Here is a 24,492-nt window from a genome sequence, read left to right as displayed (position 1 = left end):
TGCGAGCAGCAACAGGAGCGGGGCACATGAACGAGGAGCCGTCACGGGAGCGCACAGGCACGCGGCGGCGTCGCAGCCTCAGCGAGAAGCAGCTCGCCATTCTCGAGGTGATCCAACGAGCGATTGCCCGAAACGGCTACCCGCCGAGCATGCGCGAGATCGGCGACGCGGTCGGACTCAAGAGCCTCTCGAGCGTCACGCACCAGCTCAACCAGCTCGAACTGAGCGGATACCTTCGACGCGATGCCGGCAAGACCCGGGCCATGGAGGTGCTGATCGATCTTCCGGGCATGGCCGCCGAGAACCCCGCGGACTCCGCCCCGGCAGTCGGTGACGCCGCCATGGTTCCGCTCGTCGGCCGCATCGCCGCGGGAGTTCCGATCACCGCCGATCAGCAGATCGAGGAGATCTTCCCGCTTCCGCGCCAGCTCGTGGGCAAGGGAGAGCTGTTCATGCTGCGCGTGAGCGGCGAGTCGATGATCGACGCTGCGATCTGTGACGGCGACTGGGTCGTCGTGCGCTCTCAGGCGACGGCAGAGAACGGCGACATCGTCGCCGCAATGCTCGACGGCGAAGCGACGGTCAAGGCGTTTCGCCAACGAGACGGCCACACCTGGCTCCTCCCCCGCAACTCCGCGTTCGAGCCGATCCTGGGTGACGAAGCGACAGTTCTCGGCAAGGTCGTGGCGGTGCTTCGAGCGGTCTGAACAGCATCAATCGCCACAATCGGGTGAGGCGCGGGGAGCGCACTTTCCGCCAGAATGGGGCCCATGAGCTTGCCGACGCCCGAAGACCTCGAATCCCGCATCCGCGCCCTTGAGGCAGAGAACGCCCGCCTGACGGGACGAACCTCTCCATCCGGCGGCTGGTGGCGCGCCGCGCTGTCGGCATTCGTGATCGTGGTCGCCACGATTCTCGTACCGGTATCGGTGGTGACCACCTGGGCGCGCGTGCAGCTGGTCGACGAAGAGGCATTCGTGTCGACCTTCGCTCCGTTGACCGAGGATCCCGCGGTCCAGGAGCTCATCGTCGATGAGGCCACTGCCGCGATTGACGAGCAGGTCGACTTCGCCGGTCTCACCGACCAGGTCTTCGACGGTATCGAGGACCTGGGACTGCCGCCAGCCGCGGCAACAGCGCTCAACGCGCTACGCGCGCCAGCGGCTCAGGGTGTTCAGAACCTCGTCAACTCAGCTGTCGAGCGCATCGTCGCTTCGGATGCATTCTCGGATGTCTGGGCCTTCGCGCTACGGGGGGTCCACCGCTCGATCACCACCGTTGCGACAGCCGACGGCGGCGGAATCCTCGTGCTCGATAACGACGGCCTCGGGATCGCCCTGGGGCCGATCATCGATCAGGTCAAGCAGCGCCTCATCGACAGCGGGGTCGGCGTTGCCGGGCTCATCCCGACGATCGATAAGACGATCATCATCGGCGACGGGGAAGCACTCATCGCCTTCCGGACCGTCTACGCACTCGCTGACGCCGTCGGCTGGTGGCTCTCGATCGTCACCATTGCGCTGTTCGTTCTAGCCATCGTCATCGCACGACGCCGCAGCGTTGCCGTGATCGGCGCGGGAGTGGGGCTGTTCATCGGCGGCGGCATGCTGGCCGCCGGCTTCGGAATCGGAGCTGCGGCGAGCACCGTCGTCGCCGGTCAGCTCGACCTCTCGCCCACAGCTCTCGGCGTTATCTACGCGCAGCTCACGGCGTCCATGGCGCAGAGCGCGCTCGTGATCGCGCTGCTTGGCGTCGTGATCGCCGTGATCGGCTGGCTCATGGGATCGAGCCGCTCGGCCACCACCACCCGCGGCGGAGTCAGCGGCTTCAATGCAACCATCCGCGGCGCCCTCGCTGCGCGGGGCCTCGACACCGGCGCTTTCGGACGATTCCTCGCTCGGTATCGCGTGGCGATCCGGATCGTGCTGGTCGTCCTCGCCGTTGTCTGGCTTCTCGCGCTGCGACCGCTTTCTTTCAGCGATGTCATCCTGGTGTTCCTGGTGACAGTCATCGTCGCCTGGGTCCTCGAGTTGCTGCAGCGGCGCGAGATCGTCGAGGTGGAGGTCATCGAGATGGACGCGCCCGACACAGCGGCCTCCGAAGAGATCGTCGTCGAGGAGCCCGCCAGCGACCGCGCGTAGCGTGGGGGCTATGGATTCCTCCGTCACTCGGCTCCCCTACGGCACCTGGCCCTCGCCGATCTCCGCGGCATCCGTTGCAGCGGCATCCCCGCGTTTCGAGGGTGCTGCGTTCGTCGGCGCACCGCAGGGTGAGGAGATCTGGTGGGGGCAAAGCGTTCCGACCGAGAACGGTCGTACGACGGTGCGGCGGCGCCTTCCCGACGGGAGGATCGAGGATCTGCTGCCCGCCCCGTGGAACGCACGATCCCGCGTCCATGAGTACGGCGGCGGCGCGTGGGCGGCGACAGATGACGGCGGGTTGTGCTTCGTCGAAAAGACCGACCAGCGGATCTGGATCCTCGACCCCGAGTCCGAGCCGCGCGCCCTGACACCGCCCGGGACGCGGATGCGATTCGGCGGACTGCGGTTCGCCGCCGGAGAGCTATGGGCGATCCGAGAAGACCACACACGGCCGGGCGTTCCCGCTCGCGACATCGTGCGAGTTCCGCGCGACGGTTCTGCCGCGAACGATGTGGATCAGATCGTCTCCGTGGGGGCAGGGAGTGACTTCGTCGCCCACCCCGCGGTTTCGCCCGACGGATCCCAGCTGGCCTGGATCGCCTGGAATCATCCAGCCATGCCGTGGGACAGCACCGAGCTTCGCCTTGGCACTCTCGTTGACGGTCGGATCCAGACGTGGCAGACCGTCGCCGGTGGCCCAAACCGAGCGCCCCTGCAACCCGAGTGGGCCGACGCCGGTCACCTCCTGTTCCTCGACGATCCTGACGACCGCTGGAACCTGCACACCTGGTCGGCCTCTCACGGCCCGAGGCGCGTGGCTGCAGCCTCGGAGGACACGGGCGGACCGCTGTGGTCGCTGGGGGGCAGTTGGTACTCGCTGACCGCCGATGGCACCACGGTGTGCGTCAGCACCCACGGCACCGACAAGATCGTCGCGGTGACGCCGGACGGTAGGGTCCGAGACCTCGGCGGACCGGTGAGCTCGGGAGCATCGGTTGAGGATGCCGCGGGTGAGCGCGCTCTGGTCATCGGATCGGGATCGGACGGCGCTGCCGGAGTATGGCTCGTCAACGCGGCAACAGCGCAGTGGGAGGCGGTCGCCGGAGGAGAGAGCACCTGGCCGGCAGGGTGGACGCCACAATCGATCGAGCTAAGCACCGAAGGCCCCCGGGGCGAGGTCCACGCCTTCGCCTTCCCCCCGACGAACCCGGCGGCGGCCGCTCCGGACGGGGAGCTTCCGCCCTACATCGTCCTCGTACATGGTGGTCCGACGGGCCATGTCGGCGGTGCGGCATCCCCGAAGATCAGCTACTTCACCAGCCGGGGAATCGGTGTGCTGGACGTGAACTACGGCGGCTCAACCGGGTACGGACGCGAATATCGCGAGAGGCTCCGGGGGCAGTGGGGTGTCGTTGACGTCGAGGACGTGCGCGACGCGGCGCTCGCGCTGGCGGAGTCCGGACTGGCAGACCCCGCCCGGATCGCGATCGACGGCGGCTCGGCAGGGGGGTGGACAGTCCTGGCTGCGATCGCCCGCACGGACGTGTTCGCCGCCGGAGTCTCCCGCTACGGTGTCGGCGATGCTCGGGCGCTTGCTGCCGACACCCACGACTTCGAGGCTCGGTATCTCGATGGCCTCATCGGTCCCCTCCCCGACGCGGAGGAGCTCTACATCGAGCGCTCTCCGCTCTCGCATCCCGACGGCTTCGATGTCCCCATGCTCCTGCTCCAGGGAGCCGAGGACGAGGTGGTGCCCCCGGCACAGGCAGAAGCCATTCGAGAGCTGCTAGCGTCGCGCGGCATCCCGCACGCCTACGTCCTTTACGAGGGAGAGGCTCACGGCTTCCGGCGCGCCGAGACCGTCATCCACGCCCTCGAAACAGAGCTTGCCTTCCTCGGAGCCGTGTTCGGTTTCACTCCGCCGGACGTCGCACCGCTGACGCTGAGCTGAAGGGCGCGAGCTCTGCCGCGAGCTTCTCCGAAACGAACGCGTGCAGCGCCGTCCCGGCTTCCTCGTGCGCGATGGTGATCACGTGGCCGGTCTCGTGAGCCGCTGAGACGAGATCGCCGCGGCCGTACGGGACGATCGCGTGAACTTCGACCGCCGGAAGCGGAAGCGCCCGCTCGATGGCAGCCCGAAGCTCCGCGATGCCCTCCCCCGTGCGGGAAGAGGCGAACAGCGCCGCGGGCTCGAGTCCTCGAAGAACCATGCGCGTCGATTCGTCGACGAGGTCTGCCTTGTTGAAGACGACGAGCTCCGGCAGATCGCGCGCTCCGACATCGCCGATGACGTCACGGACGGTAGCCAACTGCGCCGCGGGATCGGGGTGCGATGCATCCACCACGTGCACGATCACGTCCGACTGGCCGACTTCCTCGAGAGTCGACCGGAAGGCTTCGACAAGCTGGTGCGGCAGATTGCGGACGAAACCGACGGTGTCGGTGAGGGTGTAGACCCGACCATCGGATGCCTCAGTGCGCCGGACCGTTGCATCCAACGTCGCGAACAACGCGTTCTCGACCAGCACACCGGCGTTCGTGAGCCGATTGAGCAGACTCGACTTTCCCGCGTTCGTGTACCCGGCGATCGCAACCGACGGCACCGTGTTGCGCCGACGCTCAGCACGCTTGGCATCCCGCGCCGGCGCGAAGTCGCGGATCTGTCGCCGCAACTGCGCCATCCGGGTACGGATGCGGCGGCGGTCGAGCTCGATCTTGGTCTCACCGGGACCACGCGAACCCATACCGGCACCGCCGGCACCGACCTGGCCGCCGGCCTGTCGGCTCATCGACTCACCCCAGCCGCGTAGGCGCGGCAGCAGGTACTCAAGCTGTGCGAGTTCGACCTGCGCCTTGCCCTCACGGCTCTTGGCATGCTGGCTGAAGATGTCGAGGATGACGGTCGTGCGGTCGATCACCTTGACCTTGACGACGTCCTCGAGCGCGCGCCGCTGGCTCGGCGCCAGTTCGGTGTCGGCGATCACGGTATCGGCGCCGAGCGAGGCGACGATGTCGCGGAGCTCGTCGGCCTTGCCTCGTCCGAGGTAGGTAGCGGGATCTGGATGCGGGCGACGCTGGAGAACGCCATCGAGAACGACGGCACCCGCCGTCTCGGCGAGCGCGGCGAGCTCCCGGAGAGAGTTCTCCGCGTTCTCCTGCTCCCCCTGCGGGTGCACACCGACGAGGACGACATTCTCAAGCCGGAGCTGGCGGTACTCGACCTCGGTGACGTCTTCGAGTTCGGTCGACAGACCCGGGATGCGTCGCAGCGCCGCGCGCTCCTCGCGATCCCACTGGTCACCGTCCGAGTCCGCTCCCCCGGCAGTCGCGGCATCCTGCAGAGCCTGCGCCGAGCCGAAGACCCACACGTCCGATCTGCCGCGGGCGCGCTCGAGCACCCGGTCGACGGGGTCGACAGGGTGCTCCGCTGGGGTGGTCTGGGGATCTGGGATTTCGTCCATCATCATTTCTGTGGGATGCCCGCCATCAGGCATCCGTAAACTCTAGCCTCCCGGAGGCGGCCCGTCCTCCGCTACGCTCGTCGCCATGGAGAGCGATCACTACTTCACGTCGTCGCCTTCCAGTCCCGAAAATCTCCGCCGCATTCGTGTCTCGATTGCGGGGCATCCCGTCGAGGTCACGACGGCCGGCGGGATCTTCAGCCCGGATCACATCGACATCGGAACAACCGTCCTGCTGGAGAACACCCCTCCTCCGCCCGCAGGCGGACATCTGCTGGACCTCGGGTGCGGCTGGGGGCCTATCGCGCTGACCCTTGCCATGGACGCTCCCCACGCCACGGTGTGGGCTGTCGACGTCAACGAGCGAGCATTGGACCTCGTCCGCACAAACGCCAGTGAACTCGGTCTCTCCAATGTCAACGCCGTACTGCCTGACGATGTTCCCGACGACGTCGTCTTTCGAACGATCCGATCCAATCCGCCGATCCGGGTGGGCAAGAATCAGTTGCACGGGCTGCTCGAGAACTGGATCCCGCGACTGGACGAGCGCTCGGATGCGTGGCTCGTCGTCTCGCGCAACCTCGGTTCGGACTCCCTGCAACGGTGGATGACCACGACCTTCCACCGCGGGTACTCGGTGCATCGCTCAGCGACAGCCAAGGGCTTCCGAGTGCTGCGGGTGCGCCGCCACGGGTCCACTCCGACGGCTGCCATCGACATCGTCTGACGCCCGGCCCGGCACGAGGTCAGGCCAGAGCCATCTCGCCGGAGAACACGAGGGTGGCGGGCCCCGCGAGGAAGACGTGCGAGACATCATCCACGGATGCCACGCGAACCCCGAGCTCGCCGCCGGGCACACCGACCTGCCAGGCATCGGGCGCTGCAGCGCCGGCCCAGTGACGCACCGCGAGGGCAGCCGCAGCGACCCCCGTGCCGCACGAAAGTGTTTCACCGACGCCGCGTTCGAAGACGCGCATGCGGAGGCCCCCCGTGCCGCCCTGGACCAGAGGATCGTTCGGCACAACGAACTCGACGTTGGCACCCGCGACGGGAGCCGGCTCGAGCTGTGGAACGCGGGTGAGATCGATGCCGGCAAGCTCATCGGCTGTGGGGAGGGCCACCACGACATGCGGATTGCCGACATCCACCCCGATCCCGGGCCGCGCTACGTCGAGATGCCGAGCTCGAACCAAAACCTCGGACTCATCGATCTGGAAGGCGCCGAGATCCACTTCGAACCCGCGCTCATGGACCGTCACGGGCTTGATGCCGGCGCGGGTGCCCACCAGGACCGGGCCCGCTGCGGCATCCGCCCAGCCGACCGCGGTGAGGTACCGCACGAAGACACGGATGCCGTTCCCGCACATCTCCGCAGCCGACCCGTCTGCGTTCCGGTAGTCCATGAACCACTCCACGCCGGCGGCGGTGGCCGCAGCGCCCTCGGGGATCGCCGCGGCACGGACGACCCGCAGCAGCCCGTCGGCGCCGACCCCGAAACGTCGGTCGCACAGCGCCGCCACCTGGTCGTCGGAGAGGTCGAGGTCCCCGTCGGCGTCGGGCACGATGACGAAGTCGTTGCCCGTGCCGTGGCCCTTGGTGAAGGAGATGGGGATCGACATGCCTTCAGTCTAGAAGCGCACCGGCGCATGCTCGCCCCGGGGTGATCCCGTCACACGTCCAGCATCCGCGTGGCGTCGTCGTGAGGTTCAAGCCAGTGCACACCGGCGTATCTCCGGAACCACGACACCTGGCGACGGGCGTACCGGCGCGTGAGGGCCTGAGTCTGCGCTATTGCCTCCGCCTGCGAGAGCTCTCCCGCAAGCTGGCCCAGCGCCTGGGCGTAGCCGATGGCGCGGCGCGCGGTGACCCCGCGTTCGATCCCGGCGGCACGGAGCGATTCCACTTCGTCGAGGAGCCCGTCGGCCCACATCCGCTCGACACGGGCGTCGAGGCGAGCGACAAGGTCCTCTCTCAGCATCCGTCGCCCGAGGATCCACGTTCGCGGATGCCACGTCACGGGTCGATCGGGCAGCGCCGCGCCGTGGCCGGCGCTTCCCGATTCGATGACCTCGAGAGCGCGGATCACCCGCCGTTCGTTCGCCGGATCGATCCTTGCGGCGGTCTCGGGGTCGAGGGTGCGGAGGCGATCGACGAGGACACCGACGCCTCTCTCCGCCGCCTCGGCCTCCAGCGCAGCTCGGCGCGCGGGGTCGCGCGGGGGGAACCGGAAGTCGTAGATGACGCTGGAGACGTAGAGCCCTGATCCCCCGACGAGGATCGCTTCAGCGCCGCGCGCCTGGATCTGAGCGATCGCCGCGCGTGCTGCGGGCTGATAAGCCGCGACAGCCGCCTCTTCGGTCACATCGAGTACGTCGAAGAGGTGGTGCGGGATGCCCCTCCGCTCCGCCTCGGGGAGCTTGGCCGTTCCGATGTCCATGCCGCGGTACAGCTGCATGGCGTCGGCGTTGATGATCTCTGCGCGCCGCCCACGCCGCGTCAGCTCCTCAGCCAGGGCGAGCGAGGTCTCGCTCTTGCCGGTTCCCGTCGCCCCGACGATGACCCACAGCGTCGGCTCCGCCGTCATGTCAGCGCGGGCGCCCATGCCGGCCCATCCCCACGCGTGCTGGCGTCACGCGCTCACACGGATCGAGGGCACACCCAGCGAGACCGCACGGCGCTCACCGGTCGCGGACGGGGTCGGTACGGCGCACGACTCGGCGAGCGACCGATCCCACGCATCCCCTGCGCGCGTGCGGCGGACCCGAAGTCGTCCACCCTCGGGGGCATCGGCAAGCAGATGGAACGGCGCAGCATGGGTCACCGCTACCGTCACGACATCGCCGGGCCGCGGGACGTCCGAGCCCTCGGGGACCTCGAAATGCACGAGCCGGTTGTCTTCGGCGCGGCCCGTCAGGCGCCGGGTTTCGGCATCCTTCTTGCCCTCACCCGTCGAAACGAGCACATCGAGCTCCCGGCCCACTTGAGCCTGGTTCTCTTCGAGGCTGATTCGTTCTTGGAGTTCGATGAGCCGGTTGTAACGCTCTTGCACGACCGCCTTCGGCACCTGGTCGGCCATCGTCGCTGCCGGGGTTCCTTCGCGAATCGAGTACTGGAAAGTGAAGGCACTGGCGAACCGGGCGCGTTCGACGACACGCATCGTGTCTTCGAAGTCCTCGTCAGTTTCGCCCGGGAAACCGACGATGATGTCGGTCGAGATCGCTGCATGCGGAATGCGCTCACGCACACGGTCGAGGATGCCGAGGAATCTGTCGCTGCGATACGAGCGGCGCATGGCTCGCAGGATCCGGTCGCTTCCCGACTGGAGCGGCATGTGCAACTGCGGCATCACCGACGGCGTCTCGGCCATCGCGTCGATCACATCATCGGTGAACGCAGCGGGGTGCGGGCTGGTGAAACGAATGCGCTCGAGGCCCTCGATCTCCCCCGCGGCACGCAACAGCTTGCCGAAGGCCTGCCGGTCGCCGAACTCGACACCGTAGGAGTTCACGTTCTGTCCGAGGAGAGTGACTTCGATCGCCCCGTCGTCGACGAGCAGGCGGATCTCGTTCAGGATGTCGCCGGGGCGCCGATCCTTTTCCTTGCCACGAAGGCTCGGGACGATGCAGAACGTGCACGTGTTGTTGCACCCGACCGAGATCGAAACCCACCCCGACGCCGCGCTGTCGCGCTTGGTGGGAAGAGTCGAGGGGAAGATCTCGAGCGACTCGAGGATCTCGAGTTCTGCTTCCTCGTTGTGTCGCGCACGCTCGAGCAGAGTCGGCAGTGAACCCATATTGTGCGTGCCGAAGACAACGTCCACCCACGGCGCCTTCTCGAGGACTCGCTCCTTGTCCATCTGCGCGAGGCATCCGCCGACCGCGATCTGCATTCCCTCGCGCTTGTCTTTGCGGGACTTGAGGTGGCCGAGGGTGCCGTAGAGCTTGCCCGCAGCATTGTCACGGACCGCGCAGGTGTTGATGACGACGATGTCGGCTTCGTCACCGGCGGCCGCGCGCACGTAACCAGCGCTCTCGAGCGACCCGGAGAGTCGCTCGGAGTCATGGACGTTCATCTGGCAGCCGAACGTGCGCACCTCGTAGGTACGCGCCGCTCCCGTGGGTGACACGGCTGCGGGCGACGGCGCGATGAACGTCGGCGAAGCGGAGGGGGTGGTCATAGTGCCTGCCATTCTACGAGCCGCTCCGGGGTACTGGCCGAGTGCGCGTCCGCTCGGTATCAGTGAGAGCGAGCCGCAGATACCCGCGCAGCCCGGTGGATCCGAGGGGTCGGTCTCAGTCGCGCGGGTCAGCCAACGCAAGCCGTGCCGCGGTCATCGCCACCCCCGGTGGGTAACCGCGTCGCTGTAGCTGACCGACGAGGCGCCGGATCGCGACGTCGACGGCCACGCCACGGTAGCCACCGGCCTTCTGTCGTGCGAACTCGAGAGCCCGTTCGGCGTCGTCATCAGGAAGCGTTGCCAGCGCCGCATCGGCGACGTAACGGGGAATGCGGCGCTTGGCCAGCAGCTGGGCGATTGCTCGCCGTCCTTCGCGACGCCTGGTGACCGCGGTGTACACGAGCTGCTCTGCGAGGTCGGCATCACCGAGCCATCTCTTTCCCACGAGTTCGGCCACGAGCACCTCTGCGACGACCTTCTCAACGCCGTCGGCGACCAGCTCATCGGTGGCTTCCGCCTCCGACAGTCCGCGCCGGCGCAGCCGCATGATCAGTCGATCGAGCGCAGCACGGGTGACGGCCGACGACGCACGAGATTCCCCGTATGGGTCGGCGAAGTAGGAGTCGTCATCATCCTCAGCGAGATCGTCGTCATCGACCCACGTCGAATGCCACGTGCCTGCGGACAGTTCCGCACAAGCTTCACCGCGGTCTTCGCCGAAGAGATCTTCATCGCTGGAGACTGCGTCGCGGGCAGCTGGGCCGCGAGAGAAGGCCCCGTCACCGAACAGCGGGATGACGGGAGCGAGCGACTGCTCACCCCCGGTCTCACGCATCATGATCAGGCCGGGCGCCGCTTGGCGAGCTCGTCTTCGACATCACCCGCGGGCTTTGCTCCGCCGATGCCAAGCTTCTCTTTGATCTTGGTCTCGATGTCGGCAGCGATGTCTTCGTGCTTGAGCAGGAAAGACCTCGCGTTCTCCTTGCCCTGCCCCAGCTGCTCGCCGTCGTAGGTGTACCAGGCTCCGGACTTCTTCACGATGCCGTGCTCCACACCGAAGTCGATGAGGCTGCCCTCGCGAGAAATGCCCGTGCCGTAGAGGATGTCGAACTCGGCCTGCTTGAACGGCGGCGCCATCTTGTTCTTGACGACCTTGACGCGCGTGCGGTTACCGACAGCATCCGTGCCGTCCTTCAGCGTCTCGATCCGACGGATGTCCAGGCGCACCGACGCATAGAACTTCAGCGCCTTTCCACCGGCCGTGGTCTCGGGTGAGCCGAAGAACACACCGATCTTCTCGCGCAGCTGGTTGATGAAGATCGCCGTGGTCTTGGTCTGGTTCAGACCACCGGTGAGTTTGCGCAGCGCCTGGGACATGAGGCGAGCCTGCAGACCGACGTGGGAGTCACCCATCTCGCCCTCGATCTCGGCCTTGGGCACGAGCGCAGCAACCGAGTCGATGACCACGAGATCGATGGCTCCCGAGCGGATCAGCATGTCGGCGATCTCCAGCGCCTGCTCTCCCGTGTCGGGCTGTGAGACGAGAAGCTGATCGATGTCGACGCCGAGCTTCTGTGCGTAGTCGGGATCGAGCGCGTGCTCAGCGTCAATGAACGCGGCGATGCCACCAGCCTTCTGGACGTTGGCGATCGCGTGGAGGGTGAGAGTCGTCTTACCCGAGGACTCCGGACCGTAGATCTCGATGATGCGGCCGCGCGGCAGGCCGCCGACGCCGAGCGCGACGTCCAGGGCGATGGAGCCTGTGGGGATGACCTCGACCGGCGCGCGCTCGTCGCTGCCCAGTCGCATCACCGAGCCCTTTCCGAACTGGCGGTCAATCTGCGCGAGCGCTGAATCGAGCGCCTTCTCGCGGTCTGCGGGTGTGGGCATGGCGTGTGCTCCTTCAGCACTCGGTCCGTCGTCGGTCTGTCCGGCTCCGGAGGATCGGCCGCCTGTAGGCTGTCGCGCCGTTACTCGGATGAGCAGCAGCCCGACAAGGCGTGTGGTGTCGTTCGACGCTGCTCACGGTACGCGGGGGCTCCGACATTGCTGCCGGTCGGTCCGCGTGTCGTGAGGGAACGCCTTCTCGACTCCACTTGTGCAGGAGACTACGCGGTCATCGAACAGATCTTCGACGACACGCCGCCGCATCAGCGGCGAGGTTCGAGGCGACCGACGCCATACCGGCGCTGTGCGGGCACGTCGGTCTCCGCGCACAGGGCAAGCCACACATCCCGCGGCGGAACACCAGCCGTGAGCGCCTCGGTTGCCGTGCGCCCACCGACGCCAGCCAGAACGAGGTCCGCCAGAAGTGCGGCTGACTGCGCACCGAACTCGTCGGTTACGGCGCGGTCGAACTCGCTACGACGCATGCAGATCGCGGCGCTGGTCAGCGCAGCGAGAGCTCGGCGTCCATCGACGCGACAAGCTCGTCGGGGACGACATCGGGGAAGGTCTGCAGGCCCTCGAGCACCGCGAGGCGGTCACCAACCTCGCGCATGATTGTCGAGATAGGCACATCGAGCGCTTCGGCGACCGAGGCGAGGATCTCGCTCGAGGCTTCCTTCTGGCCGCGCTCCACTTCGCTCAAGTAACCGAGCGCGACGCTTGCGCGGCTGGCGACCTGACGGAGGGTGCGACCCTTCTGCTGGCGGAAGTCACGCAGGACTTCGCCGATCTCTTGACGTACCAGTACCATCTCGGGTCCCCTCCTCACTGACTGCTTCTGTTGGTGGTGATTCCGCTGGTGTCGCGGGTGGACAACAGTACAACACCGATGTAGGTCACACTAATGCTGCCTTCTGGGGAATGGGTGGGAATCACCGAAAGTAACGCATCCGAAACATCGTGTGTTCCCGCTTGCGACCCGCGCTCGCTCAGAGCGAAACGCGCAGCATCTCGAGGGCTGCCGCGACCGCTTCCGCACGAATCGCCGCCCGGTCACCGGCGAGCTGAAGCTCGGTGACCGCCTCACGCTCCGGTGTTACCACGGCAACGTAAACGCGTCCGACCGGTGCTCCGTCCTGCGGGTCGGGTCCGGCGACGCCGGTCGTCGCCACCCCGACCTCGGTGAGCGCGCCGGCGTCAGCGGTGGCTACCCGGATGCCGCGGGCCATCTGAATCGCAACCTCGGGGTGCACCGCACCCTCGCGCTGCAGGAGCGCGGCATCCACCCCGAGCAGGCTTGCCTTCAGATCGGTGGCGTACGCGACGATGCCGCCGCGCAAGACATCCGATGCCCCCGGGACCGACACGACCGCCGAAGCGAGTGCACCCCCGGTCAACGACTCAGCAACACCCAGCCGCCAGCCGCGGGAGCGAAGCGTCTCGAGAATCTCTGACGCATCCGCGGAGAGGCCGGACGTCATGATTCTGCCGAGTGCGCCGCCTCACCGCGCCGCGCGCGAGCGGCTCGGACTTCAGTGACGACATAGTCGATCCCGCTCGCGATGGTCAGGATGACGGCAATCGTCATCGCCACACCGTTGACCCAGAAGATCCACTCGCCGACGAGGGTCCACAGCGGCAGCAGGGCAAGCGAGAGCGCAACAGCCTGCGCGACCGTCTTGAGCTTTCCCATCCACGCCGCAGCCAGCACGTGATCGTTCACGACGATGAACCGATAGATCGTGATTCCCACCTCGCGAATCAGGACCACGATTGTGATCCACCAGGGCAACTCACCGAGGATCGACAGTCCGATGAACGCGAACCCGGTGAGCACCTTGTCGGCGATCGGGTCCAGGAGCTTGCCGAGGTCGGTGACGATCTCGTACTTGCGGGCAAGATAACCGTCGATCCCGTCCGTGGCGATGGCGACGATGAAGATCACCGCAGCCCACCACCGGAGCGCGCCATACGATCCCCCGTCAGCCAACAGCATCCAAAGGAAGACCGGCGCCATGAGAATACGCACGATCGTGATCGCGTTGGGCAGCTGCCGCGGAATCGCCATGGGCCGAGCCTACTGCGCGAGGCCTGCGCCGCTCTCAGGACCTGACCGGTCAGTCGCGACCGGTCAGCCCCCAAGCATCCTCGCTGCCCTCGTCACCGTCGACGACCTCGTACCCGGCGAACTGCCCATCGACCGCATCGGGACCGTACGGGTCCTCGGATGCCGCACTCGGCGCGTCCTCGCCGCGCAGACGCGCAAGCACGTCCGGGAGCTGCTCGGCCGTGACAAGTACATCGCGCGCCTTCGACCCTTCGGAGGGACCGACGATCTCGCGCGACTCGAGCAGATCCATCAGGCGACCCGCCTTCGCGAATCCCACGCGGAGCTTGCGCTGGAGCATCGAGGTCGAGCCGAACTGCGTCGAAACGACGAGTTCTGCCGCAGCCAGCAGCAGCTCGAGGTCGTCGCCGATGTCGGCATCCACTTCTTTCTTCTCGGCCGCCGCCTGAACGTCCGACCGATACTCGGGCCGCGCCTGCCCGGTGACATGAGCGACGACCTTCTCGATCTCGGACTCACTCACCCATGCGCCCTGCACGCGAAGAGCCTTGGAGGCCCCCATCGGCAGGAAGAGACCATCACCTTGGCCGATCAGGCGGTCAGCCCCGGGCTGATCCAGGATGACTCGAGAGTCGGTGACGCTGGTCACCGCGAACGCGAGACGCGAGGGGACGTTGGCCTTGATGAGGCCCGTGACGACGTCGACCGAGGGTCTCTGGGTCGCCAGTACCAGGTGGATGCCGCTCGCTCGCGCCAGCTGCGTGATGCGCACGATCGAGTCTTCGACATCGCGCGGGGCGACCATCATGAGGTCGGCGAGCTCATCGACCACGACCAAGAGGTAGGGGTAGGGCTTGAGCACCCGCTCGCTGCCCGGTGGAAGCTTCACCTCCCCGGCAACGACGGCACGGTTGAAGTCGTCGATGTGGCGGAACCCGAACGACGCGAGGTCGTCGTAACGCATGTCCATCTCTTTCACGACCCACTGAAGAGCTTCTGCAGCCTTCTTGGGGTTCGTGATGATGGGCGTGATCAGATGCGGCACGCCAGCGTACGAGGTCAGCTCGACCCGCTTGGGGTCGATGAGGACCATCCGTACCTCGGACGGCTTGGCCCGCATCAGCAGGCTCGTGATCATCGAGTTCACGAAGCTCGACTTACCAGAGCCCGTGGAGCCTGCCACGAGAAGGTGGGGCATCTTGGCGAGGTTCGCGATGACGAATCCACCGCCGACGTCCTTGCCCACCCCGATCGTCATCGGATGCGTGGACCCGGTGGCAGCAGCCGAACGCAGGACGTCACCGAGCGTGACGATCTCACGGTCGGTGTTGGGGATCTCGACCCCGATCGCGCTCTTGCCGGGGATCGGCGCGAGGATACGAACCTCGTTGGATGCGACGGCGTAAGCGATGTTGTTGGTGAGCGCCGTGATGCGCTCGACCTTCACGCCGGGGCCGAGCTCGATCTCGTACTGCGTGACTGTCGGTCCGCGGGAGAACCCCGTCACCCGCGCGTTGATCGAGAACTCCTCGAAGACGCTCGTGATGGCTCGGACCACGGCGTCGTTGGCCTCGGAGCGCGCCTTCGCGGGAGTTCCCGCCGAAAGATTGTTCACGGACGGGAGACGGTACGGCGCGGTCGGAGCGGACCGGGTCGCATCGCTGCCAATGCCGATCACGCCGGGCAACGCGGCATCCTCGTCATCGGCATCGTCATCCTGGAGCCCCGTACGCGACGCGCCAACCGCCTTCTTCGCGCCGTCGAGGACGGCCGGATCGATGACCTCGGTAAGCGCATCGGGCGCCGGCGCATCCGACGCGACAGCAGCGAAAGCCTGGTCGAACCCTCCCTCGGGCGGCCCCGGCGGAAGGAGTTCGGTGAGGAAGTCCTCCGTCGACATGCCGCCATCGGGATCCTGCTCGCGCCCCGAGCTGTTCCGGCGCCACCATGGCAAGGACGTACGCTCGGCAGACTCGGTCTCGTCGGTATCGGCCGACTCGGCAGGGCCCGTGGCGCGGTCGGCGCCGAACATCCAGGCGTAGAGGTCACCCAGACGCCTGCCGATGCGGTTGGGGGGCGTCTTGGTGAGGATCAGGATGCTGAGAATGCCGAGCAGGCTCAGCACGACGCCGGCACCGATCGAGGTCAGCCCCAGAGCGAGCGGCTCCCCCAGCATCCAGCCGAAGACGCCTCCCGCGGCACTGAGCGCGGGCAGGCCGTCACGCGGCTGCGGGCGGCCGCCGTAGACGTGCGCGAAGGCCGCGATGACCAGGATGATGAGGCCGAAACCGATTCCGATCCTGCCGTTGTCGTGAACGGATGCCGGATGACGAAACAGCCAGCCAGCGAGGATCACGAGCAGGACCGGCAGCACGAACGCGACGCGTCCGACAAGCGCGCCGACCGAATAGGCCGAGATCGTCTCACCGACATCCGACCCAATGAAGAACCACTCCACGACCGCACCGGCGATTGCCAGGAGCACGAGGAAGAAGGGGAATCCGTCGCGGCGCTGGTCTTTCTCGAGGGTCTCGGGACCGAACGCGCGGAACATCCCGCCGGTCGCATGGGCCAGGCCCATCCACATCCGCACGATCAGTGCGGGACGCTCCTCGTCACCGACGTACCGCTTGGGCGCCGGCGCTGACGCGCGCGAACGCGAACCCTTGGCGGGCGCACGACCAGAGGTCGAGGTCTTGGTGCTACTCCTCGGCATGACCTCCACGGTAGGTGCGACCGCCGACAAATCCCCGGAACGACGCGGCCTGTCGGCATCCGCCCGTATCCATCGACAAGCGCAGCCGTCGCCCTTTCGCCGAGAATTCGATCGGGCGCCGAGAATTCGCTCGGGCGGCGCCTCCCCGGGCGCCGGATCGGATTCTCGCTGTCTGGGCGTAGACGGATGCTCCCGTCAGCGCAGGCGCTTGACCATGGTGTCGCGGCCGAAGCCGCTCTGGACGACCGCAAAACCCTCTGTGCGGTAGAAGACCGCCGCGAAGTTGCCACGCTCCACGCTCAGACTCAGCCGCGCGAAGCCCTCGGCGCGGGCGTTGTCTGACAGTGAACGCAGGAGTGCGCGGCCGACCCCGTGTGCCCGCCAAATGGGCCGTACCCCGATGATCAGCTCGGGAACACCCGTGCCGACATAACCGAAGCCGGGGTCGGACCGCGGGAACATCCGATACCAGGCCGCTCCGATCGGCTCCCCCTGCGGATCTGACGCGACGAACCCGGCATCCCCGGGGCGCATCCAGCCCGAGACGTACCTGCCGTGCTCGGGGGCGGTCAGCACCTCATATCGCGGGCGCGAGCGTCCCGGCGACCAGTTGGCTGCCTCGACGACCATGTCACCCAGGAACGCGCCATCGGCAGCCGTTGCGGGGCGGATGCTGAAGCTGGCGGGCATGCCGTGATTGTAGCGAGCGCGACGGGTCGAGCATCCGCCGGCCGGCGGCGCAGCTCAGGCCTCGATGACCAGCGGTACGATCATCGGCCGACGACGCAGGGACTGGTTTACCCACCGGCCGATCGTTCGGCGCACGACCTGTGAGAGCGCGTGGTTGTCTCGCACACCGGACTGCGCGGCTTCGGCGAGCGCTGCAGCGATCTTGGGCTTCACACTCTCGAAAACTGCCGCGTCCTCCGCAAAGCCTCGCGCGTGGACCTCGGGTCCGGAAATGATGCGGCCGGTCGCGGCATCCACGACGACGATCACCGAGATGAAGCCCTCTTCGCCCAGAATGCGACGGTCCTTGAGGTCGGCGTCGGTGATCTCACCAACGCTTGATCCGTCGACGTAGACGAACCCGAGATCGAGCTGACCGACGTTGCGCGCGACACCGTCGCGCAGGTCGATGACCGACCCGTTCTCGGCGACGATCGTGTTCTCGGCCGGGACGCCGGTCTGCTGCGCCAGCTGAGCATTGGCCATCAGGTGCCGGTACTCACCGTGGACGGGGAGCACGTTTCGAGGCTTCAAGATGTTGTAGCAGTAGAGCAGCTCCCCCGCCGCCGCATGCCCCGACACGTGGACCTTGGCATTGGCCTTGTGGACGACGTTCGCCCCGAGCTTGGTGAGCCCGTCGATGACGCGGTAGACGGCGTTCTCGTTGCCGGGGATCAGGCTCGAAGCGAGGATGACGGTGTCGCCGGGGCCCGGCTCGATCTCGTGGTCGAGGTTCGCCATCCGCGACAGAACCGCCATCGGCTCGCCCTGCGATCCGGTCGACATATAGACGATCTGCTCGTCGGGGAGGTTACGGGCCTTCTTGTAGTCGATGAGCAGCCCATCGGGCACGTGCAGGTAGCCGAGGTCTTCAGCGATCGTCATGTTGCGTACCATGCTGCGACCGAGCAGCGCCAAGCGGCGTCCGTGGGCTGCTGCGGCATCCATCACCTGCTGAACGCGGTGGACGTGGCTGGAAAAGCTCGCGACGATGACGCGGCGCGGTGCTTTGCCGATGACCTGGTCGAGGACCGGACCGATCTCCTTCTCGAGGGACGTGAATCCCGGCACGTCGGCATTGGTGGAGTCGACGAGGAAGAGGTCGACTCCGGCTTCGCCCAGGCGCGAGAACGCCCGGAGGTCGGTGAGCCTGCCATCCAGCGGGAGCTGGTCCATCTTGAAATCACCGGTGGCGAGCACCGTTCCCGCATCGGTTCGGATGGCAACCGCGAGCGCGTCGGGGATCGAGTGATTGACCGCCACGAACTCGAGCTCGAACGGGCCGAGACGCTCGACCTGCCCCTCCTTCACCGTGAGGGTGTACGGACGCAGGCGGTGCTCCTTGAGCTTGGCTTCCGTGAGGGCAAGGGTCAGCCCCGAGCCGATCAGCGGCAGATCACCCTTGAGCTTCAGCAGGTACGGAACGGCGCCGATGTGGTCCTCATGGCCGTGCGTGAGCACGATACCGACGATGTCGTCGAGGCGCGCCTTGAGCGGTTCGAAGTCGGGGAGGATCAGATCCACTCCCGGCTGATGCTCCTCGGGGAAGAGCACACCGCAGTCGAGGACGAGGATCTTGCCGTCGAACTCGAAGATCGTCATGTTGCGGCCGACCTCGCCGAGACCCCCGAGCGGGATGACGCGCAGCGTCCCCGATTCGAGCGGAGGCGGGGCGAGAACAGCGTTGGACATGCGACTCCTATCGGCGCTGGGAATCAGCGCGTGGTGCCCGAGACCTTGGGCAGGGCACCGCCGGCGGCGGCGTTGCGGTCGGGGCGGAAGTTCGAGAAATCGACACCGGGAACACCTGAAACGAGGGCGAGTTCGTCCTCGATCTTGGCGGCTTCCCACTCCTCCGGGCCCACCAGCGGCAGGCGCACGCGGGGGCTGGTGATGCGGCCGAGCCCGTGGAGGATGTACTTGGCCGAGACGGTGCCGGGAACGTGGGTCATGACGGCCCGCACGAGCGGTTCGAGCTGACGGTGGGCGGCGGTTGCAACGGCGAGGTCCCCGGCATTGACGGCATCCACGATCACCCGATAGGGCTGCGCGGCAATATTGGCGGTCACCCCGATCAGGCCCGTCGCACCGATCGACAGGTGCGGCAGCACGTTCGCGTCGTCGCCGGAGAAGTACAGGAGGTCGGTCTGGTTGAGCACGCGGCTCACCTCGCTGAAATCGCCCTTGGCGTCTTTGATCGCGAGGATGTTCGGGTGCTTGGCAAGCCGCAGGATCGTCTCGTACTGGATCGGAACTCCGGTGCGGCCCGGGATGTCGTAGAGGATGACGGGGAGGTCCGTGGCGTCGGCGACCAGGCGGAAGTGGGTCAGGATGCCGGCCTGAGTCGGCTTGTTGTAGTAGGGCGTGACGATCATGATGCCGTCAGCGCCGACCTTCTCGCTGGCCTTATAGAGCTCGATCGCGTGGGCGGTCTCGTTGGAGCCGCCGCCCGTGATGATGGCGGCACGGCCTGCCGCGACATCCTTGCCGACCTCGACGAGGCGAATCTTCTCGGCGTCAGTCAGGGTCGAGGTCTCCCCCGTAGTTCCCGTCACGACGATGCCGTCGGCCCCGGCGCCGATCACATCGTCGATGTGCTTCTCGACGGCGGGCCAGTCGACCTCGCCATCGGCGGTCATGGGAGTGACCAGCGCGACGAGCACCTGCCCGAACGGGTTTGTCGAGTGCGTCATGGGTTCAGGCTATCGGTTCAGCATCCGGCGGCGCCTCGGCGCTCTAGCCTGGTGCCATGTCGTGGCGCACAGAATCCTCGAAGTCGATCTATGAGAACCGCTGGATCGCGGTTCGAGAAGACAGCGTCAGCGGCCCTGCCGGTGCGGGGATCTATGGCGTGGTCAGGATGCAGCATCCGGCAGTTTTCGTCGTGGCTGTCGATACGCACGACCGGGTCTGCCTGGTCGCCCTCGAGCGCTACCCGACCGGCAACCGATCCATCGAGGTTCCTGCGGGCGGCACCGATGGCGAGTCTGCCCGCAACGCGGCGGAGCGCGAGCTGCGTGAAGAGACCGGGCTTCAAGCGAGCGAATTCACTGAGATCGGCTTCATGTATGCCCTCAACGGCATCGCCGATGCCCCCGAGCACGTCTTCCTCGCAACCGGCCTCGAACCCGTCGTCGGAGCCGATCCGGCGGAGCGCCACGAAGAGGGAATCGACGAGGTGTCATGGGTCCCGTTTCCCGAGGTGCTCGGGATGATTCGTGATGGTGCGATCACCGACGGCGAGACGATCGCGGCGCTGATGTTCGCCGCGATCCACCTCGGGCGGGTGAGCTGACGGGCCTCACCGACCGCGGCGGCCGGCGGCTGCGGCGACGGATGCCGGCAGCAGGCGCGCGGCGGCAGTGATCAGCTTCCACTTCACGGATGGGATCGAGACTGCCCGGCCGCGGGCGGCATCGCGCAGGGACTGCTCGACGACGACGTCAGCGTCGAGCCACAGCCAATCAGCCACACCCTCGAGGCCCGGCGCCAGCCCCATCCGCTCGTGGAAATTGGTGTGGGTGAAACCGGGGCAGACCGCGGTCACCGTTACCCCGGACGGTGAGTAAGCAGCGTTGGCCCAGCGCGAGAATTCGACCACCCAGCGCTTGACCGCACCATAGGTCGACCGCGGCGTGTACGCGGCCACGGATGCGACATTGATGATTCGCCCGTGACCGCGACTGAGCATCGGTCCGAGAGCTGCGTGCATGAGCCGCATCGGCACCTCGACATGCAGCTCCAGGTGGCGGGCCTCATCCTCGATGTCATTGCGTTCGAACGCGAGAGGTAGCCCGAATCCGGCGTTGTTGACCAGCACCTCGATGGGGCGTTCGGGATCTGTCAGCCGGGCCTCGACCTTCGCCCGCTGCCGCGGCTTCGTCAGGTCGGCGACGAGGACCTCGGCCTGAACGCGGTAGCGATCACGGATCTCGGCGGCGACGGCATCCAGAGCTGCCCTGTCCCGACCCACGAGCACGACATCCGCCCCCCGCGCTGCGAGGCGGCGGGCGTACTCGGCGCCGAGCCCGGAGCTTGCCCCGGTGACGAGAACGGTCTTCGGCATGTGACTCAGCGGATCCTGCGGAAACCCATCACGGAGCGACGCGGCCGTTGGCTGCGAACGCGGCGTGTGTCATCGGCATGAGGGTCGCCCAGAGGTCCTCCATCTTTTCGGCGCACATCTCGATTTCGCGCTGCGGGAACGAGGGGAAGTGGGAGCCCTCGACCTTGGTTCGCAGCGAGAGGAAGTTCATGAGCGACCGGGCGTTCATCGTGACGTACATCGACGAGTAGGTGTTCAGCGGCAGCACGATGCGCGCAACCTCGCGGGCGACGCCGGCCTCCAGCATCCGTTGATACGCCGCGAACGCGTGCACTGACGCTTCCCGTGTCGCCTCGTCGACGATCGCGGTCTGCTCGGGGGTACCGTCGATGAAGTCGTACGCGCCGGGCTTTCCGACCTGCACGAGCTTGCGCTCGGGGGCTGGCACGTAGAACACCGGCCGCAATTCGCGGTAGCGCCCCGACTCCTCGTTGTACGAGGCGATCCGGTGCCGCATGAACTCGCGGAACACGAAGATCGGCGCCTGCACGTAAAAGGTCATCGAGTTGTGCTCGAACGGAGAGCCGTGCCGGTCGCGCATGAGGTAGTTGATCAATCCGCGGTCGCGATCGGAGGCCTCAACCCCCGCTGCTGCATCGCCGAGGGTCTGTTCACCCAGGGTGGATACCCGCGCCGCGAACAAGACGTCGGAATCTGCGGCACTGGCTCGGACAAGCTCGACGGTTACGTCGCTGCGAAACTCGATGTCGGTCACGGCTCACACCCTACTCGCGCAACTGCGCGTGACACGGTGCGCGCCGGGCGCGTCCTGCCTCCTGCAGCCGGCGCTCTGTCCGCCCAGCGTCACAGTCCGTCACGTGCGCCCGTCCCCTGTTCCGGTCGCTTAGTGTGGGATGCCGTGGAACCCGTCTCTGCTCTCATCGGCATCGCCGTTCTGGTCGCGGTCAGCGCCGTGATCGGCGTCCTGCTGCGCACCCGGCAGGGGCGCGCGCGACGCGATGTCAACCATGAGATCGTCGAACCCGCCCGTCTCGGCGCGGACCGCCTCGGGGATGCAGCAACCCTGCTGCAGTTCAGCACGGAGATGTGCAGCAGGTGTCCCGGGGTTCACCGGACGCTCGCCGAGATCGCCGCGTCCCGTCCCGGGGTTCTTCACCTGGATGTCGACCTGACCCACAGGCCCGACATCGCGCGCCACTTCAACGTGCTGCAGACCCCCACGACCCTCGTGCTCGACCGTGACGGCGCAGTGCAGACCCGATTCGGCGGCGTGCCGAACCGCCACGTGCTCGAACTCGAGCTTCAGCGACTGACGACGGAGAGCGCCCATGCCTGACAAAGCCCGCGGTATCGATCCTCGGGGTCCGCGGTTCGCCGCCGCGATCACCTCCGTCCTCCTGCTCATCGACGTGTTCCTCGGCCTCACCGGCGCCAGCGTCGCAGCGTTCGTACTGCTGGTCGCGATCGCCCTGCTGTTCCTGTGGGGTGTCGTATCGCCCCGCACCGCCCCGTGGGGCGCTCTGTATCGCGCCGTCATCCAGCCCCGCCTGGCGCCGCCGAGCGAGCTCGAAGACCCGCGTCCGCCCCGCTTTGCGCAGGGGGTGGGCCTGTTCGTCACCGCGATCGGCATCCTCCTGTTCGCCGTGGGTGTGCCCTGGGGAGTTCCAGCGGCCGCCGCTGCAGCGTTCGTCGCAGCCTTCCTCAACGCCGTGTTCGGACTGTGCCTGGGGTGCCAGCTCTATCTCGTGCTGCAGCGCGCAGGTATTCTCGGCCGGCGCCCCGCCAGCGCCGCCTGACCGAGGCATCCGGCCGGCGCCGCGGGTTTTGTCACGAGCCTGCCCTCCCCCGCGAAACGCCATTAGGCTGACCGCGGAAGCGCCCACTCCGGGTGCATGACGACCAGGGAGGTCCCCATGTCCGTGACGAGCGAAGCCACCACCGTCTGGAACGGCAGCCTGACCGATGGGTCGGGAACAGTGACGTTCGACAGTTCCCACCTCGGCACGTTCGATGTCAACTGGAAGGCCCGTAGCGAAGGCTCTTCGACGGTCACCACGCCCGAGGAGCTCATCGCGGCTGCCCATGCTTCCTGCTTCAGCATGGCGTTCTCGCACGAGCTCACCCAGAACGGCACGCCGCCGGAGTCGGTGCGGTGCTCGGCTGCAGTCACCTTCATCCCCGGCACCGGCATCACCGGAAGCCACCTCAACGTGCACGCCTCGGTCCCGGGTCTGTCGCAGGAAGACTTCGACCGCATCGCGAACGCCGCGAAGGCCGGATGCCCGGTCTCGGCAGCTCTCGCGGGGATCGAGATCACCCTCGAGGCGACGCTTGCCTGATTCGGCTCTGCGACACGTCGTCATCGGCGGAGCGTCCGGCCTCATCGGCCGGGCGTTCGCCGAGAGCCTGCGTGCCGACGGCATCCGTGTGACGACGCTCGTCCGCACATCCGATCCGGGTGCAGACGAGGTGCCGTGGCTCGTCGACTCCGACGTGCTCGACCCGGCGGTGCTCGACGGTGCAGACGCGGTCCTCGGCCTCAACGGGGCGAGCATCGGCCGATTCCCGTGGAACTCGTCCTACCGGCACACACTCCTGTGGTCGCGGATCACCCCGACGCGCGCTCTGGCGCGGGCCGTCCGCGAGCTGGGCGAGACGGCGCCACACTTCGTGTCGGCCTCAGCGGTTGGGTACTACGGCACGCATCCAGGCGGCCCGATCGCCGAGGACGCGCCGCGCGGGGACGGATTCCTCGCGGATCTGTGCGGCGAATGGGAGAGCGCCGCCTTCGGGGCTGGGGAGCGTGCGCGCGTCACGACGTTGCGAACAGCACCGATCGTCCACCGCGACGGCGTGCTCAAGCCCCTGGTCCTGCTGACGAAACTCGGCTTCAGCGGCCCCCTGGGTCGGGGCACGCAGGTGTGGCCGTGGATCTCTCTGGATGACGAGGTCCGCGCGATCCGGCACATCATCGACACCGGCACGACGGGCCCCGTGAACCTGTGCGGCCCGACCCGCGCGACCCAGAACGACATCGGCTTCGCGCTCGCCCGGGAACTGAACCGCCCGTACCTGCTGCGCGCCCCCGAGTGGGGCCTGAAGCTCGTACTCGGCTCGGACCCGACCGAGTCGCTGCTGACCACCGACGCCTACATCATCCCTGAGGTCCTTGCCTCATCCGGCTTCACCTGGACGCACGAGAGTGCAGAAGACGCCGTGCGAGCCGCCGTCGGCCGGCGCTGACCGA

General features: G+C 67.2%; 25 protein-coding genes. 9 read left to right on the top strand and 16 right to left on the bottom strand.

Translation table 11 applies throughout. The features are described from left to right. Positions 1–26: 26 nt before the first annotated feature. The 3 genes from lexA (at position 27) to BGO47_RS11620 (ending at position 4,092) form a co-directional block, all read left to right on the top strand. Positions 27–707 (top strand): transcriptional repressor LexA, encoded by a 681-nt coding sequence (gene lexA / locus BGO47_RS11630; RefSeq protein WP_292712095.1) that lies wholly within the window; start codon positions 27–29, stop codon positions 705–707. Between the two features lie 63 nt (positions 708–770). Further along, positions 771–2,141, top strand: a complete 1,371-nt coding sequence (locus BGO47_RS11625; protein ID WP_292712093.1) for a hypothetical protein — start codon at positions 771–773, stop codon at positions 2,139–2,141. 10 nt (positions 2,142–2,151) lie between these two features. Next, a complete protein-coding gene (locus BGO47_RS11620; RefSeq protein WP_292712092.1) occupies positions 2,152–4,092 on the top strand; it encodes a prolyl oligopeptidase family serine peptidase in 1,941 nt (646 codons plus the stop codon). On the opposite strand, the gene hflX is transcribed toward BGO47_RS11620, so the two are convergent. After that, on the bottom strand, positions 4,055–5,602 hold the full coding sequence (gene hflX, locus BGO47_RS11615; protein ID WP_292712161.1) for a GTPase HflX: 1,548 nt from the start codon (positions 5,600–5,602) through the stop codon (positions 4,055–4,057). The genes BGO47_RS11620 and hflX overlap by 38 nt on opposite strands. 85 nt (positions 5,603–5,687) lie before the next feature. Between hflX and BGO47_RS11610 the strand changes: the two genes are divergently transcribed. Further along, complete coding sequence (locus BGO47_RS11610; protein ID WP_292712090.1) at positions 5,688–6,329, top strand: methyltransferase; 642 nt, start codon at positions 5,688–5,690, stop codon at positions 6,327–6,329. A gap of 19 nt (positions 6,330–6,348) precedes the next feature. On the opposite strand, the gene dapF is transcribed toward BGO47_RS11610, so the two are convergent. The 13 genes from dapF to dapA form a co-directional block, all read right to left on the bottom strand. Continuing rightward, positions 6,349–7,221, bottom strand: coding sequence for a diaminopimelate epimerase (dapF, locus tag BGO47_RS11605; RefSeq protein WP_292712088.1), 873 nt, complete (start codon positions 7,219–7,221; stop codon positions 6,349–6,351). Positions 7,222–7,271: 50 nt separating this feature from the next. Continuing rightward, positions 7,272–8,186, bottom strand: a complete 915-nt coding sequence (gene miaA / locus BGO47_RS11600; protein WP_292712160.1) for a tRNA (adenosine(37)-N6)-dimethylallyltransferase MiaA — start codon at positions 8,184–8,186, stop codon at positions 7,272–7,274. 45 nt (positions 8,187–8,231) lie between these two features. Then, the gene (miaB, locus tag BGO47_RS11595) at positions 8,232–9,779 is read right to left on the bottom strand and encodes a tRNA (N6-isopentenyl adenosine(37)-C2)-methylthiotransferase MiaB (RefSeq protein WP_292712086.1); all 1,548 of its coding nucleotides are present in this window, start codon (positions 9,777–9,779) and stop codon (positions 8,232–8,234) included. Positions 9,780–9,894: 115 nt separating this feature from the next. Beyond that, a complete protein-coding gene (locus tag BGO47_RS11590; protein WP_292712084.1) occupies positions 9,895–10,614 on the bottom strand; it encodes a regulatory protein RecX in 720 nt (239 codons plus the stop codon). Positions 10,615–10,619: 5 nt separating this feature from the next. Then, positions 10,620–11,669 carry a recombinase RecA gene (gene recA / locus BGO47_RS11585; RefSeq protein WP_292712082.1) on the bottom strand — a complete coding sequence of 350 codons (1,050 nt, stop codon included), beginning with the start codon at positions 11,667–11,669 and terminating at the stop codon, positions 10,620–10,622. Positions 11,670–11,929: 260 nt separating this feature from the next. After that, positions 11,930–12,151, bottom strand: a complete 222-nt coding sequence (locus BGO47_RS11580) for a DUF3046 domain-containing protein (RefSeq protein WP_292712080.1) — start codon at positions 12,149–12,151, stop codon at positions 11,930–11,932. Between the two features lie 17 nt (positions 12,152–12,168). Continuing rightward, positions 12,169–12,477: a helix-turn-helix transcriptional regulator gene (locus BGO47_RS11575; protein ID WP_195693428.1), complete on the bottom strand. Its 309-nt coding sequence runs from the start codon at positions 12,475–12,477 to the stop codon at positions 12,169–12,171. A 178-nt stretch (positions 12,478–12,655) separates the two neighbouring features. Next, entirely contained in the window at positions 12,656–13,147 is a 492-nt protein-coding gene (locus BGO47_RS11570) for a CinA family protein (protein WP_292712077.1), read from the bottom strand. Then, positions 13,144–13,734 (bottom strand): CDP-diacylglycerol--glycerol-3-phosphate 3-phosphatidyltransferase, encoded by a 591-nt coding sequence (gene pgsA, locus BGO47_RS11565; protein WP_292712075.1) that lies wholly within the window; start codon positions 13,732–13,734, stop codon positions 13,144–13,146. Before pgsA ends, BGO47_RS11570 begins: the two co-directional genes overlap by 4 nt. Positions 13,735–13,783: 49 nt before the next feature. Beyond that, a complete protein-coding gene (locus BGO47_RS11560) occupies positions 13,784–16,450 on the bottom strand; it encodes a DNA translocase FtsK (RefSeq protein ID WP_292712073.1) in 2,667 nt (888 codons plus the stop codon). Positions 16,451–16,645: 195 nt separating this feature from the next. Then, positions 16,646–17,140 (bottom strand): GNAT family N-acetyltransferase, encoded by a 495-nt coding sequence (locus tag BGO47_RS11555; RefSeq protein ID WP_292712071.1) that lies wholly within the window; start codon positions 17,138–17,140, stop codon positions 16,646–16,648. 54 nt (positions 17,141–17,194) lie between these two features. Beyond that, complete coding sequence (locus BGO47_RS11550) at positions 17,195–18,871, bottom strand: ribonuclease J (protein WP_292712069.1); 1,677 nt, start codon at positions 18,869–18,871, stop codon at positions 17,195–17,197. Positions 18,872–18,894: 23 nt separating this feature from the next. Then, positions 18,895–19,872: a 4-hydroxy-tetrahydrodipicolinate synthase gene (dapA, locus tag BGO47_RS11545; protein ID WP_292712067.1), complete on the bottom strand. Its 978-nt coding sequence runs from the start codon at positions 19,870–19,872 to the stop codon at positions 18,895–18,897. Between the two features lie 56 nt (positions 19,873–19,928). Between dapA and BGO47_RS11540 the strand changes: the two genes are divergently transcribed. Then, positions 19,929–20,474 (top strand): NUDIX hydrolase, encoded by a 546-nt coding sequence (locus BGO47_RS11540; RefSeq protein ID WP_292712065.1) that lies wholly within the window; start codon positions 19,929–19,931, stop codon positions 20,472–20,474. Between the two features lie 6 nt (positions 20,475–20,480). On the opposite strand, the gene BGO47_RS11535 is transcribed toward BGO47_RS11540, so the two are convergent. Both BGO47_RS11535 and thyX read right to left on the bottom strand, forming a co-directional pair. Next, positions 20,481–21,245, bottom strand: coding sequence for an SDR family oxidoreductase (locus BGO47_RS11535; protein ID WP_292712063.1), 765 nt, complete (start codon positions 21,243–21,245; stop codon positions 20,481–20,483). Between the two features lie 28 nt (positions 21,246–21,273). Continuing rightward, positions 21,274–21,999, bottom strand: coding sequence for an FAD-dependent thymidylate synthase (gene thyX, locus BGO47_RS11530; protein WP_292712061.1), 726 nt, complete (start codon positions 21,997–21,999; stop codon positions 21,274–21,276). Between the two features lie 144 nt (positions 22,000–22,143). Here thyX and BGO47_RS11525 point away from each other — a divergent pair, with 144 nt between their 5' ends. From BGO47_RS11525 to BGO47_RS11510, 4 genes are all read left to right on the top strand, one after another. Beyond that, positions 22,144–22,581, top strand: coding sequence for a thioredoxin family protein (locus BGO47_RS11525; RefSeq protein ID WP_292712059.1), 438 nt, complete (start codon positions 22,144–22,146; stop codon positions 22,579–22,581). Further along, positions 22,574–23,041, top strand: a complete 468-nt coding sequence (locus BGO47_RS11520; protein WP_292712057.1) for a DUF4395 domain-containing protein — start codon at positions 22,574–22,576, stop codon at positions 23,039–23,041. The genes BGO47_RS11525 and BGO47_RS11520 overlap by 8 nt, the downstream gene beginning before the upstream one ends. A 117-nt stretch (positions 23,042–23,158) precedes the next feature. Beyond that, positions 23,159–23,584, top strand: a complete 426-nt coding sequence (locus BGO47_RS11515; protein WP_195693419.1) for an OsmC family peroxiredoxin — start codon at positions 23,159–23,161, stop codon at positions 23,582–23,584. Further along, positions 23,577–24,488, top strand: a complete 912-nt coding sequence (locus BGO47_RS11510; protein ID WP_292712052.1) for a TIGR01777 family oxidoreductase — start codon at positions 23,577–23,579, stop codon at positions 24,486–24,488. The genes BGO47_RS11515 and BGO47_RS11510 overlap by 8 nt, the downstream gene beginning before the upstream one ends. The last annotated feature ends 4 nt before the right edge of the window (positions 24,489–24,492 follow it).

Source organism: Microbacterium sp. 67-17, assembly GCF_001898325.1.
GTDB classification, from domain to species: Bacteria; Actinomycetota; Actinomycetes; order Actinomycetales; family Microbacteriaceae; genus Microbacterium; species Microbacterium schleiferi.
Note: the sequence above shows the minus strand (reverse complement) of the source record. Positions and strands in the feature narration are given on the sequence as shown.